The organism is uncultured Tateyamaria sp., from assembly GCF_947494755.1.
GTDB lineage: Bacteria > Pseudomonadota > Alphaproteobacteria > Rhodobacterales > Rhodobacteraceae > Tateyamaria.
In genome coordinates this window covers 1-12,985 of the sequence record NZ_CANLVZ010000031.1, presented here as the reverse complement: position 1 = coordinate 12,985, position 12,985 = coordinate 1, and the positions used below count along the sequence as shown (strand labels likewise).

11 protein-coding genes and 1 pseudogene are annotated in these 12,985 nt (G+C 53.2%); 11 read left to right on the top strand and 1 reads right to left on the bottom strand.

Annotated features, from left to right (window positions below; genetic code table 11):
- Nucleotides 1-89: 89 nt before the first annotated feature.
- The 3 genes and pseudogenes from Q0908_RS20000 to Q0908_RS19990 all read left to right on the top strand — a co-directional run.
- A pseudogene (locus Q0908_RS20000) lies at nt 90-215 on the top strand (integrase core domain-containing protein); the annotation flags it as partial.
- Between the two features lie 385 nt (nt 216-600).
- Nucleotides 601-1,593, top strand: a complete 993-nt coding sequence (locus tag Q0908_RS19995) for a phytanoyl-CoA dioxygenase family protein (RefSeq protein ID WP_299288979.1) — start codon at nt 601-603, stop codon at nt 1,591-1,593.
- A 49-nt stretch (nt 1,594-1,642) separates the two neighbouring features.
- A complete protein-coding gene (locus tag Q0908_RS19990; protein ID WP_299288976.1) occupies nt 1,643-3,664 on the top strand; it encodes an acyltransferase family protein in 2,022 nt (673 codons plus the stop codon).
- 14 nt (nt 3,665-3,678) lie between these two features.
- Here the strand turns inward: Q0908_RS19990 and Q0908_RS19985 are convergent, their stop codons facing one another.
- Nucleotides 3,679-5,229, bottom strand: coding sequence for a hypothetical protein (locus Q0908_RS19985; protein ID WP_299288973.1), 1,551 nt, complete (start codon nt 5,227-5,229; stop codon nt 3,679-3,681).
- Nucleotides 5,230-5,417: 188 nt separating this feature from the next.
- On the opposite strand from Q0908_RS19985, the gene pseB reads away from it, so the two are divergent.
- From pseB to Q0908_RS19945, 8 genes are all read left to right on the top strand, one after another.
- Entirely contained in the window at nt 5,418-6,428 is a 1,011-nt protein-coding gene (pseB, locus tag Q0908_RS19980) for a UDP-N-acetylglucosamine 4,6-dehydratase (inverting) (RefSeq protein ID WP_299288970.1), read from the top strand.
- Entirely contained in the window at nt 6,425-7,591 is a 1,167-nt protein-coding gene (gene pseC / locus Q0908_RS19975; protein ID WP_299288967.1) for a UDP-4-amino-4,6-dideoxy-N-acetyl-beta-L-altrosamine transaminase, read from the top strand. Before pseB ends, pseC begins: the two co-directional genes overlap by 4 nt.
- A gap of 10 nt (nt 7,592-7,601) precedes the next feature.
- Entirely contained in the window at nt 7,602-8,657 is a 1,056-nt protein-coding gene (locus Q0908_RS19970; RefSeq protein WP_299288964.1) for an N-acetylneuraminate synthase family protein, read from the top strand.
- A 2-nt stretch (nt 8,658-8,659) separates the two neighbouring features.
- Nucleotides 8,660-9,367 carry an acylneuraminate cytidylyltransferase family protein gene (locus Q0908_RS19965; RefSeq protein WP_299288961.1) on the top strand — a complete coding sequence of 236 codons (708 nt, stop codon included), beginning with the start codon at nt 8,660-8,662 and terminating at the stop codon, nt 9,365-9,367.
- Nucleotides 9,360-10,472: a UDP-2,4-diacetamido-2,4,6-trideoxy-beta-L-altropyranose hydrolase gene (gene pseG / locus Q0908_RS19960; RefSeq protein WP_299288957.1), complete on the top strand. Its 1,113-nt coding sequence runs from the start codon at nt 9,360-9,362 to the stop codon at nt 10,470-10,472. Before Q0908_RS19965 ends, pseG begins: the two co-directional genes overlap by 8 nt.
- A 219-nt stretch (nt 10,473-10,691) precedes the next feature.
- On the top strand, nt 10,692-11,777 hold the full coding sequence (gene pseI / locus Q0908_RS19955) for a pseudaminic acid synthase (RefSeq protein WP_299288954.1): 1,086 nt from the start codon (nt 10,692-10,694) through the stop codon (nt 11,775-11,777).
- A complete protein-coding gene (locus Q0908_RS19950) occupies nt 11,774-12,385 on the top strand; it encodes a pseudaminic acid biosynthesis-associated methylase (protein WP_299288951.1) in 612 nt (203 codons plus the stop codon). Before pseI ends, Q0908_RS19950 begins: the two co-directional genes overlap by 4 nt.
- An 8-nt stretch (nt 12,386-12,393) precedes the next feature.
- Complete coding sequence (locus Q0908_RS19945; protein ID WP_299288949.1) at nt 12,394-12,861, top strand: GNAT family N-acetyltransferase; 468 nt, start codon at nt 12,394-12,396, stop codon at nt 12,859-12,861.
- The last annotated feature ends 124 nt before the right edge of the window (nt 12,862-12,985 follow it).

The window sequence follows — 12,985 nt, the reverse complement described above, 5'->3', positions numbered from 1 at the left end:
TCTCTTCATCGTCTGTCTCCTCAGTTGGAGAACAGGCTAACTCTAAATGCCGGACTTTTCAGGGGAGCAGGTCAATCCGGTACGGCTTCGAGGCCCGAAGGGTCGTCAAAAACTGGATGGCCTTTTACAACATCGAGCGGCCACATTCCGCGCTTGATCGGCAGACGCCAGACGAAGCATATTGGACCGGCTTAGAAGAGCAAAAAGCAGCATGAAACCTAAACCCGATACACCTTAGAAACGCTGCAAACCTGTCCGAAAAGATGGGACCACTTCAATATGCTCGTCCTGAAACCGGACCAGATGCTGCGACCGCTGCAACAGCTCATCCTTATATTCGTTTAGGCAAGCGTCATCAAAGGTGGTTTGTGACCAGGAGGCTGAACAGCCTCGAGAGGGGCCGATCCAAAAATAAGAGTCTTCTGAACAAAGGAAATGAAAACGCCGTCATAGAACCTTGCAGAAGCCATCATGAAATGACATGACCTCGTCGAGTTTATTGACCTACGATGGTCGATATACTTGGTGATACTGTGTTCTGCCGGGAGCGCATTCACATATGGCTCTTGGCGATCGCCATGTAGATACGGAGACTTGCTAATGCTGCTTTCTAAACTGAGAAAAAAACTGGGTGCCAAGAACGGCAGGGTGAACGAACCAACGTCCAGCAGATCGGCAAAGAGCGGCGCTATTGCGCTCCAAGACCCTCTCGCGCAACGTATCTTGCCTGATCCCAAGTCGTCTGATGCCGAAGGCAATTCAAATACTGCGACGCAGCCCTCGGATGACGCTGAGATGCTGCTGGCTGTTCAGGCCCGTATCGACCGAGCGAAATCGTTCGGGATGGACGCACAAGCCTTCCTCGACCGGATCACGTTTGACGGGCCGGTGTCGCAGTCGGAAGTCCTTGAATGTCTGCGAACTTTTGGACTAGCGATTTTCCCCAGCATTTATGATGCAGAGCAACTGGTCGCGATCGAGTGTGAATACCAAGATCTGATCCAGAATGGTGCTGACCTCGCGCGCGATGTCGTGGCACGCGAGGATACGCCAGCCAATTCTTTCGCACTCTCACTGCAGCGAGACGCACTCACGGTCGAGCGTTTTCCAGAAACGACTGCCCTGTTCGGTTCGCGCAGCGTGGAAGAGATTGCTCAGAAATTTTTCGCGGGGCAGTCCTTTGACTACAACAGCGATCTATTTGTGCAATGGACAGATCATACTGATGTACCCGCTTCTGGGCCTTTGCACTGGGACAAACAGCTGACGTTGAAATCTTGGCTGTATGTGACAGATGCCACCGAAGGTCACGGTGCGATGCGCGCAGGTGTTGGTACCGCCGCATGGACGCGATACATTCGCGAAGATGCAATGTTTGATGGTGTTCCCTATCGTCAAATCGTCAACCAGATTAGAGAGAAGGGCTTTCCTGTTGTCTCGACCGGCGGACCAGCAGGGACATTCTTTCTTTTTGTGACCGATACTGCCCACGGTGCAACACCGGTCGATCCTGGAAAACGACGCAACATTATTCGTGCGCGGTCCCGGCCTCGCCGGGTCAAGCAGTGGGCGGCATGGGCTAGCAAGCTGTGACACGCCAGCCAGTCAACTTGGCAAATACACAGCAGTTAGAGGGCCATCTTTGAAGACCTATCGCAGGGATCTTGACGGGTTGCGGGCGATTTCCGTTCTGGCTGTCATTCTTTATCACGCCAAGTTCGAAATTTTTGGGCGGCCCCTACTACCAGGGGGCTTTCTCGGTGTGGATGTGTTTTTTGTCATCAGCGGCTACCTGATTTCGAAGATTTTGCTGCAAGAACTAAAGACGACGGGAAAGATCAGCATAGGCACATTCTATGATAGGCGCGTGAGGCGTATCTTGCCTGTCCTGACTGTGGTTGGATTATCGACAATTCTTTTTGCTTGGACGTCACTACTTCCAGAAGATTTTGTTGATCTGGCCGCGAGTATCATCGCGGCGTTGTTGTTTGTTTCCAATTTCTTCTTCTACTTTGAGACGACAGAATATGGCGCTGATGACGCATTGCTCGAGCCATTTCTGCACACTTGGAGCCTCGCTGTTGAAGAACAGTTCTACCTCATCTTTCCGCTCGTACTGCTCATTCTATTCAGGCACCAACGACCCAAACTGATTGTCTGGCTGCGCGTCATCTGCGGTGCGAGTTTCATGTTCGCCGTAATTTATGCGAAGGAAAATCCCGATCTAAATTTCTTCCTGCCATTTTCGCGCGCTTGGGAGCTGCTGTTGGGAACCTTGGTGGCGTATCGCGAAGTTCTGGGGTCTCAGGGGTGTCCGCGATCCGATAGGTGGCTGCTGGCGATCCCACGCTGGTTTTTTATCGGGGCGATTGTGGTGCCGCTGTTTTTGGTGCCGTCAATTGAGGGGCATCCCGGGCTGGTCACGCTACCTGTCGTATTGGGGACAGCCGCGATTTTGTTTGCAGGACCCACAACTGGGGCAGCAGGATTGACTATGACATCGCGCCCTGCAGTTGCTATCGGATTGCTCAGCTACTCGCTGTACCTTTGGCATTTTCCCATTTTCGCCTTCGGACGGGCCGCCAACTCAGCGCCAGAGACGTTTGACAAACTGATCTGGATCGCACTGACTGTGGTCTTGTCCATTGCGAGTTATTTCGTTGTCGAACGACCGTTCCGCAATCACCGCATAATCGGTCCCAAACTGGGTCTTGGCAGTCTGGTCGTATTGCCTGGGTTATTGATTGGTATGTGCGCAACCGTCCTATCCAGCAATGGGTTCCCTGAGCGTGTCCCCCAACAATTGCGGACCTTCAACGAGCCACCCGGCTATCGCTCGCTGGCCATCGACGGAAAGCGCTGTCACAACAAGGTAGAAGATTTTTGCCTATTTGAGATAGACGATGAGGCCCGAACCACGGTGATCCTCACCGGAGATAGCCATGCCGACAGTCTTGCCAATGATCTTTATGCCAAGCTGAAGCCACTTGATCTGCGCGGTTTTGGCCACCTAACATCGAGCGGCTGCCCGATCATTTTGGGCTTTTCAGTAGAGGGTAGGCAATATTGTCAGCCAGATGTCGTACTTGCAAGGTTGAAGTTCATAGAGGACATCGCTCAGGCGCGTCCGACGATCATCGTCTATTTTGCTCGTACGCCTGTTTATCTCACTGGTGAGCGTTTTGATGGCGGGCTAGGGCGTCGCGAAGAGGGCGCGGCCTTCAACCACCTCATAGATGGTGATCGCCAAGCAAACTTAGAAAATACACTGCAGCAATTGTCCGATGTTGGGGAATTGATTGTTGTCTATCCGATGCCTGAAGTCGGCCAACATGCTCAGCGCTATTTTCTCGAGCGCATTCATTTGGGTGTACCGGGCGAAATGCAACGGGTCATGACACAAGAACCTTTACACATAGACAGACATGTATTTGAGGCACGCGCTGCAAGTTCCTATGCTGTCTTGGATGGCCTTTCCATACCGGATGCCAATCGGATTTATCCGGAAGATTTTCTGTGTGACGCCCAGGCTTCCGGAATTTGCACAACTCATAGGTCTGGCCAATTGCTCTATACCGACAGCAATCACCCCAACTGGATACTGGCGGACGAGATGAACCGGAAAATCACCGCCCGCATCGCGGATCTTCTTCCAAAACTCTAATCACTGGGTGAGTGTTATCTGGCACCGCACTGGGCTAGGATCGCGTCATAGCCAGCCTTGACCTCAGCTGCGGCGGCCTGTCCCAGAGCCGAGGCACGATCCCGTCTTATCTGTCGAGCCTGACAGCTGAGATCAAGGTCATGAATAGTGGCGCAGATTTCGTCTAAGTCTCGCAGATGGCGGATCGCGCCTGATTTCAGCAGGTCGTCAAAGAACGCGGCACCTTCGTCCGCGCATACGCCTGCCGGCAGGCCGATATCGCAGGCATCATGGACGATCGTTGACATGTTGGTCAGAAGCAGATCCATTTGCATAAGCTGATTTTGCAACGGCAGACGGCTTGACTTCACAAGGTCGGCCTCATCGATTCCGAGTGTCTTGACGGCTTCGTCTTTGCGTCCCCAACCTATAGGATGCATCCGGAAGTGCCAGTCTATATCATTGCGCGTCTGCCGAAACGCATCCAAAATATGCGGCTGGATCAGTTTGTCACCCCCATATTGAAGCGCGACTAGAACTTGAGCGCGCCCAACAGGGGGCTGTTCTGATTGGTCAGACGAAAACCAGGCTCGCTCAAAAGCGGTCTTTGGATTTCCGCCGACAACGGTCCCGTGAGCCGGGGAGAGTGTGGCTGCAATTAAGTCTGCCGTCCGTTGCGACCAGCACCAGAAGACATCCGGCAATAGTTCGTACCCTCCGCGTGGCACGCGATGCCAATTGGCTGCAATCGGATGATGCGCGTGCATACCGCCATGTTGGATATCAACGACCGGGATACCTCGCCGCTTTCCCGCAGCGCAGATGTAGTGGGAACCTGTGAAACTGCCCATAAAGATGACCTTTGGACGAACTTTTTCCAGAACCAGATCAAAGTAGCTTGTGTACATTAAGGCCGACTGAACCCGCTGCAAGCATCGCCCCTCGTCAAGCACCAGATCAGGCGCGTAGATGCTTAGTATTTTGTTAACCTTTTGTACCTTTTTGAGCACCGTCTGTTGGGCAACCGCATCAACATGGTGCTTCGGCCGCTTAAGGTGCCGCGCCAACTTGATGCCTTCTAACGGCAACACGTGTGGCGAAATCAGAAAATCCTCGCCGGTCCGTCTGGGATCTTTGTTAACGATCGTCAGATGGCGTGTGTCATTGGTCGGCAGTAGGTACTGAAGCCCATCAGTGAACGGCTGAATTGCATAGCCAGAAATAGTATGCAGGTATTGGCCAGCAGAATTCGCAAACATGACGTCTGCACGGGGCAACACCTCCAATCTCGCCTTTTGGACCGCATCAATCGTCACTTGAGGCTGAACTGCCACCCCGCGCGCGCGCCACATTTTCCATCGCTTCTTGAGTGGCGGCACCACAAAATCTATTGGTGCCTCGCGGCGTTCTGATTTTCTGGTTTTGCGATAGTAATTGATTTCAAAGCGCAAGACCGGCCAGAAGTTCAGCCCATCAACTACACACCGTTCTGGCCTGATTTTTTCTTCCAGTTCATTTAGGAGAGCGATGAAGCCTGCGCCGCTATATACGTCACCTAGGATATGAGAATTTTGGTGGAAAGCCATGCATAATCGCCTTTTGGAGCTGCAATATTCGGGCGTCAGCCGACGCCTTGAAAAATAGGGAACTTGACCCGGACAGGCAAGACTACGATCTGAAAGTTGGCGGGCCGCAGGTCTCTTGAGTTTGCTGTTGTGCCGCAGCGACATATCCGGCAAATTGCGGCAGCCAGTAAAAGCGGAATTCCCGAAAGATGCTCGAAAAATTTGATGACGCCACGATCTTGATTACCGGCGGGACAGGATCATTCGGCAAGACGTTTGTCCCCATGACCCTCGCGGAAACCAAGGTGAAGAAGATTATCATCTTCTCGCGAGACGAGATGAAGCAGTGGGACATGGCGAAGGACTTTAAGGACGATCCACGGGTCCGGTTCTTCATAGGTGACGTGCGTGACCGCGAGCGGCTCTATCGTGCCTGTGACGGGGTCGATTATCTGGTGCATGCTGCAGCCACAAAAATCGTACCTACCGCCGAGTACAACCCGTTTGAGTGTATCAAGACTAACGTGAACGGGGCTATGAACGTTATTGATGCTGCGATTGATCGCGGCGTGAATGGTGTCGTCGCGCTTTCGACTGACAAGGCGTCGAGCCCCATCAATCTCTATGGTGCCTCCAAGTTGGCATCAGATAAGCTTTTTGTGGCAGGAAATGCTTATGCTGGCAGTCGCGATACCGCATTTTCCGTAGTTCGCTACGGAAATGTCATGGGGTCTCGCGGCTCTGTCATTCCATTTTTCTACAACAGCCGTAATGAGAGCAGTTTGCCTATCACCGACGCGCGGATGACGCGATTTATGATTACCCTGCGTGAAGGTGTTGAACTCGTTTGGCACGCGTTCGAGGATATGGTCGGTGGCGAGATATACGTCCGGAAAATCCCTTCCATGAAAGTCACTGATGTGGCTCGTGTAATAGCGCCGAACGCCTCTCATGACATCGTTGGAATCCGGCCGGGAGAGAAGATTCACGAGCAGATGGTTGGCCTTGAGGACGCGCCCTACACGTACGAGTACGACGACTACTTTAAAATTCTGCCGGCCATACATGCTTGGCATTCGAGTGCCGAGCGTATCAAAGGCGGGCGTAAAGTGGCGGATGATTTCATTTATTCAAGTGACAACAATTCTGAATGGATGTCTCCTGAAACGCTCGCCGCTTGGATAGACGCAAATCGCGAAGCCCTCGCTAAGCCACTGTGATCCCATACGGCCGCCAAGATATTTCAGAAGCGGACATCGACGCAGTCGTCGACGTATTGCGATCTGATTTCTTAACCCAAGGCCCAGTAATTCCGAAGTTCGAAAACGCGATAGCCAGCCGGGTTGGAGCATCCCACGCGCTTGCGATGAATTCTGCGACCTCAGCTTTGCATGCTGCGGTTGCTGCCCTCGGGGTCGGGCCGGGTGACGTCGTCTGGACGAGCCCGATTACCTTTGTCGCCTCAGCCAATTGCGCGCGCTATTGCGGTGCCGATGTTGAGTTTGTCGATATCGACACCGAGACTTTCAATATGTGCGTCGAAGGATTGGAGAAAAAGCTTGCTAAGGCAAAGGCGCAGAAATGCCTGCCGAAGGTCGTTATTCCGGTGCATATGGCCGGGCAATCACCCGATATGGAGCCCATCCATGCTCTGTGCAGCCGTGAAGGTATCAGTGTCGTTGAGGACGCGAGCCATTCGATCGGTGCCCAATACGATGGGAAGCCGGTGGGTACATGTGCTTACTCTGATATCACCGTGTTTAGTTTCCATCCGGTAAAAATCATCACGACTGCTGAAGGTGGCGTTGCGACAACGAACGCTCCAGAGCTTGCCGCGCGTATGGACCTTTTCCGCAGTCATGGCATCACCCGCCAAGCAGAACTGATGGATGCACCATCTCATGGTCCGTGGTACTATCAGCAGGTATCACTTGGTTGGAACTACCGAATGACTGATGTGCAGGCCGCACTCGGGCTAAGTCAGCTCGACCGGCTCGACACCTTTGTTGAGGTGCGCAACCGGTTGGCCGCTCGTTATGATGCATTGTTGGCCGACCTGCCTGTGATCGTTCCTGGCCGCCTACCAGAGGCGTATTCATCATTTCACCTCTATATTGTGCGGCTGCCCCAGGCGAATGCTGCGCGGCACCGACATGTGTTCGAAGCGATGCGCGCTGGCGGTATCGGCGTTAACCTTCACTACATTCCGGTGCATCTGCAGCCATACTATGCGGCTCAAGGGTTCAGTGTCGGTGATTTTCCGAATGCCGAAGAATATTATCAGCGTGCGATCAGTATTCCCTTGCATCCCAACCTAACTGAGGCTGAGCAAGACAAGGTCGTTTTGACTTTAAAACAAGCATTGGCGCAAGCTGCCCCATAAGGAGATCGACATGTCCCACGTCAAAATTGGAGAACGTGAAATCGGCGAAGGTCGCCCGATCTTTATCATGGCTGACCTTGGCCTGACCAATGGTGGCGATCTCGAGCGCGCCAAACAACTGATCGCGGCGGCGGCTGATATCGGGGTCGACGCGGTGAAGTTTCAGATGATCGAAGCCGAACGGCTCCTTGGCGACCACTCTATCGAATACACCTACCCGACATTAAAAAGTGGGCCGCAAACTGAGAACATGCTCGAAATGTTCAAGGGTCTCGAATACTCGGATGATGAGTGGGCCGAGATCACGGCAACTGCCCGTAGCCATGGCTTAGACATCATCATTACCTCTCACTACGAGGGAGCAGTCGCGCGGTGCAACGCACTTGAGCTGACCATCAACAAGGTCTGCACCTGGAGCCTGAGCCATCGCCGGATGATTGAAATGCTGGCCGAAAACGGCAAGCCGCTGATGTTCGACACGGGCACGATCACGCAATACGAATTGCTCAAGCTCGAAGATATCTATCGTAAAGCGGGCGGCGGCCCTCTGATCGTTCTGCATGACTTTCACACGCCCGAGGAAGAAGACATGAACTTCCGCGCGTTTGAGGTCTATCACCAGCTTGGCATGGTTGCGGGATACACGCCGCAAGGACGCAGCGATTGGCTTGACTACATGAGCGTGGGCATGGGCGCAAAGGTGCTTGAAAAGCGGCTGACGCTGTCGCGCAATACACCGGCCAACGGTCATTGGAAGGCGCACGAACCCGATGAATTCAAAGACTGGCTCGCGAATGTGCGCCGCTGCGAAACCGCGCTTGGGCGGCCGGTGATTGAGCCCACACGCATTGATCGCCGCGACACGCGGCTCTACTATAAATCTGCCTATTTGCTGCATGATGTGCCTGCGGGCGCGCCGATCCAGGAAATAGATCTGGAGTTCAAACGACCTGGTCACGGTGTCAGTTCCCATGAGGTGACGGAGAAGCTCATCGGTTTGCCTTACCCGCGCGACTTTAAGGCGGGTGAGATGCTAGAGTGGGGCGGAAAAGGCGGTAAGATGTAACAATGGGTTCGCTAACCCCCCCCCCCATTGCCTTGCTGCCAGCACGTGGCGGGTCAAAGCGTATTCCGCGCAAAAATATAGTCGACCTATGTGGGCGTCCCTTGTTGTCCTATGCTATCGAAACTTGTCTGAACGCTGATATATTCACAGAAGTGATTGTATCAACGGACGATACGGAAATCGCTGACATCGCACGACAGTGGGGCGCGACTGCGGACATGCGCCCTGATGATCTCGCGGGCGACCGAACCCCAGTCACTGAGGTTTGCGCTGAATTGCTGACAAGACGATTTCGAACTGAAACAGCTCCGGACTCCTTTTGTCTCGTCTATCCCATGGCTGCTTTCATTGAAGCCAGCGACCTCGTCGCGAGCGCAAAGATACTGGTAAATCAAGATGTTGTGTTGGGCGTTTCGCATTATCCAATGCACCCCTATAAGGCGCTCGTCGAGCGGGATGGATACTTACAGGCGCTTTGGCCAGAACAGAACCAGCAGCAATCTCAGACTTACCCTGATGTGCTTGCCGCGAATGGCTCATTTGTGTGGGCGCGCACCGAACAGTTTCTTGCCGCACCCAATTTTTACCCAAAGCGATTGGCTGGCTACGTTATGCCCTTTGAACGCGCAGTTGACATTGACACATCAGAAGATCTTGATCGCGCACGCCAATTGATGCGACTGCGGCTTATGGCCAAAGGCGATGGCTGAGATACCAAAGGTTGCTTTCCGGGTCGATAGCTCGCTTGTAATTGGTGCGGGACATGTCATGCGATGTTTGATGCTCGCTCAAGAGCTTCGCGCTGCCGGAACTCAATGTCACTTTATCTGTGCCGATCTGCCCGGTCATTTGGGCGATCTTATTCGAACATCGGGAATGAGTTTGACACTGCTACCCGCACCCAATCAAGGGCTCAGCGTACCGCATGACTATGACACTTGGTCCGGCATTCCTTGGAAAGACGATGCGCAGTTGTCAGCGGATGCGCTCTCTTCGCAATCGTTCCAGTGGCTTGTGGTCGATCACTATGGTCTGGACGTTCGATGGGAGGCGCAGGCAATGTACTCCCAAGGATTGGCGGACGCGGGCTGCTTGGTTATGGATGATCTGGCCAATCGCTCTCACTTGGCAACAGTGTTGGTCGATACAGGACTAAGCCGGTTGGCCGCAGACTATGTGGCTCATGTCCCACCCGCCTGTCAGTTACTTTTGGGGCCAAAATATGCGGTGTTGCGGCCCGATTTTGCGGTTATGCGCCCTAGTGTTCTGCCCACTCGCAACGCACGTCTTTTGCAAAACGTTCTGATTGCAATGGGTGGAGTCGACTTGCAAAATTCGACTGCCGCCGTATTGGATTGTATGAATCAACTCAGTCTTCCTTCTGATCTGAATGTTACGGTGGTTCTGGGCGGCACGGCCCCGCACCTCAGCTCTGTAAAGGCTCAGGCGGAGGGCTTATCGTTCGCATGTGAGGTTGTGGCTGACGTTCCCGACATGCACCGGCTGATGAGCGAGGCCGATTTAGCGATTGGCGCCGTTGGCGGCACCGCTTGGGAGCGATGCGTGGTGGGTTTGCCGTCATTGATGTTGAGCATTGCTGAAAATCAAATACCAGCTGCACGGGCGCTATCGGATGCCGGAGCTGCGATTTATCTTGGATCGCTCGAAGAGCCGGGTTGGCAGGCGATCCTCGAGACCGCGCTGGAGAAGATGCGCGAACCCGGAGCGCTGGCCGCGCTGGCCTGCGCCTCGAGTACTCTTTGCGATGGCCGGGGTGTTGAACGGCTTGTTGAAGTGATAAGAGACATGTCATGAAACGGCAGACACACGTTGTGAATGCTGGCAACTTTCGCGTGTGGGTCTCTGAGAGATGCCGCTCTGATCCAGGCGCTTGCAAGGAGTTTTGCTTTGCGTGACAACGAAGTGGCTGGATCGCCGGGCAGAGAGTGCCTGAGACCACATACGCCCAGTGCTCAATAAGCTGCATCACAACTCTGTGGTTCGCACATAGGAACAGATTTAAAGGGCAGCAGAATGGCGATACAAAAAGAGATCATGATCGATGACAGGCTTATCGGGCCAGGTCACCCTCCTTATATAATTGCGGAACTGTCAGCCAACCACAACGGCGATCTCAAAACAGCCCTTTTGCTCATCGACAAGGCAGTTGCGGCTGGCGCGGATGCAATCAAAATTCAGACTTACCGAGCCGACACGATAACACTGCCATCCGATGCGCCAGAGTTTCAAATTGATTCCGGTCTGTGGGCGGGGCGAACTCTTTATGAGCTTTACGAGTGGGCGCATACACCGTGGGAATGGCATCAAACGCTGTTTGATCATGCACGATCACGGGGCATCACTATGTTCAGCTCCCCCTTCGACATGACAGCTGTGGATTTTCTTGAGGATCTTGGTGCACCCGCTTTCAAAATCGCATCTTTTGAGGCCATTGATCTTCCGCTCATTCGCTATGTGGCTGCCAAGGGCAAACCAATGATCATCTCAACGGGAATGGCCGATCAGGGGGAGGTCGCGGACGCTATTGCGGCTGCCCGCTCCGGCGGCTGTAAAGAACTGATTGTGTTGCATTGTGTCTCCGGCTATCCGGCACCACCTGCCGACTACAACCTGATGACGATGGTTGATATGGCAACCCGGTTTGACGTGCTTACGGGCCTGTCCGACCACACGATTGACAATACCACCGCGGTCGCTTCTGTGGCCCTTGGTGGTGTCGTTGTAGAAAAACATCTTACGCTTGATCGTAATGGTGGCGGCCCAGATGATAGTTTTTCGCTTGAACCAGACGATCTCGCGGCGTTGTGTAGAGACGCAAAGACGACCTGGGATGCGGTAGGTCGCACAGACTACGGACGCAAGTCATCAGAACGCGAAAACGTAAAGTTTAGGCGTTCGCTTTATTTCACTCAAAATATCGCCTTGGGTGAAGTTATTGGGGCGCATATGGTACGCAGCGTTCGTCCAGGCTATGGGCTGGCCCCAAAGTATCTCGATGACGTCATCGGCAGCGTGGCCAGTAGGGCGATCAAGGCTAATACGGCTGTGAGTCGGGATATGTTCACGACCACAAACTACTCAACCAAGGATACCGCATGACATTCAAGACCGAGCAGGAAGCCTTTTGGGCGGGTGAATTTGGTGACGATTACATCGCGCGCAATACTTCACGACGGCTATTGCCAACAAAGACGGCCATGTGGGCGCAAATCCTGCGCGCGGCTCATTCAATTGGCTCTGCGACAGAGCTGGGATGCAACATCGGAGTGAATCTTCAGGCACTACATGATCTGAATTCAGATCTCCAACTTGCAGGCGTCGAGATTAATGAGGCTGCTGCGGCTAAGGCCCGCTCACTTGGCTTGGCCGAAATTACTCAAGGATCAATCCTCGAGTCGGTAACGCTTTCGCCTGCGGATCTGACCTTTACCGCTGGTGTACTGATTCATATTGATCCAGAAAGCCTGCCAATGGTCTACGACAATCTGGTCAAACTGAGCCGTCGCTATGTTGTGGTTTGCGAGTATTACAACCCGTTTCCTGTCGCGATCCCGTACCGTGGACATCAGAACAGGTTGTTCAAACGCGATTTCGCGGGCGACTTGATGGATATTCATGGCCTTAAACTTGTTGACTACGGTTTTATCTACAAGCGCGATAACTGGGCTCCACAAGATGACGTTACCTGGTTCTTGCTGGAGAAATAGTATCCATCATGCCAAGACTAGATGTTAGATTGGCAACCGACGAAGATAGCGCCGACATCTTCCACTGGCGCAACGACGTCCTCACACGCCGCATGTCCCATACAACTGATGCGATTAAATGGGAGGCTCATCGCGCGTGGCTTAGAAGCGTTCTGTTAGATGATCGTTGCTGCATGGTACTGTGTTCGACTAACAACCCGGCGCAAAAAACTGCCGTGATCAGGTTTGATATGCAAGAGCAGTCGACGCTTGTTTCCATTAATCTGAATCCGGAGATGCGGGGCCATGGCTTGGCGAAGGCATGTTTGCGCCAATCCCTCGATCTCTTCACGCAACGCCACCCAGAAATTTTACTCATCCAGGCTGAAATTAAGGTCTGCAATGTTGCCAGCCGTCGGGTTTTTGAAAGCGTGGGGTTTGAGTTGCTCAGTTCGCTTGGCGACAGTTTTCTATTTACTTGGAGAGTGCATAACTGACAGTCATCTCTGGTGCGCAATGAAGGCGTCTCTTTCCAAAGAGGGTCATTGACCTGCTCCCCTGAGAGTCCGTGTTTATAAGTTAGCTCTGTTCAGGTTTTGGTCCTCTTCTGACCGGTTAGCA

Coding starts and splice junctions, on each gene's coding strand:
- pseG (WP_299288957.1), top strand. CDS start 9,360: ATGGCTGAGATACCAAAGGTTGCTTTCCGGGTCGATAGCTCGCTTGTA.
- Q0908_RS19965 (WP_299288961.1), top strand. CDS start 8,660: ATGGGTTCGCTAACCCCCCCCCCCATTGCCTTGCTGCCAGCACGTGGC.
- Q0908_RS19945 (WP_299288949.1), top strand. CDS start 12,394: ATGCCAAGACTAGATGTTAGATTGGCAACCGACGAAGATAGCGCCGAC.
- Q0908_RS19985 (WP_299288973.1), bottom strand. CDS start 5,229: ATGGCTTTCCACCAAAATTCTCATATCCTAGGTGACGTATATAGCGGC.
- Q0908_RS19950 (WP_299288951.1), top strand. CDS start 11,774: ATGACATTCAAGACCGAGCAGGAAGCCTTTTGGGCGGGTGAATTTGGT.
- Q0908_RS19995 (WP_299288979.1), top strand. CDS start 601: ATGCTGCTTTCTAAACTGAGAAAAAAACTGGGTGCCAAGAACGGCAGG.
- Q0908_RS19970 (WP_299288964.1), top strand. CDS start 7,602: ATGTCCCACGTCAAAATTGGAGAACGTGAAATCGGCGAAGGTCGCCCG.
- pseI (WP_299288954.1), top strand. CDS start 10,692: ATGGCGATACAAAAAGAGATCATGATCGATGACAGGCTTATCGGGCCA.
- pseB (WP_299288970.1), top strand. CDS start 5,418: ATGCTCGAAAAATTTGATGACGCCACGATCTTGATTACCGGCGGGACA.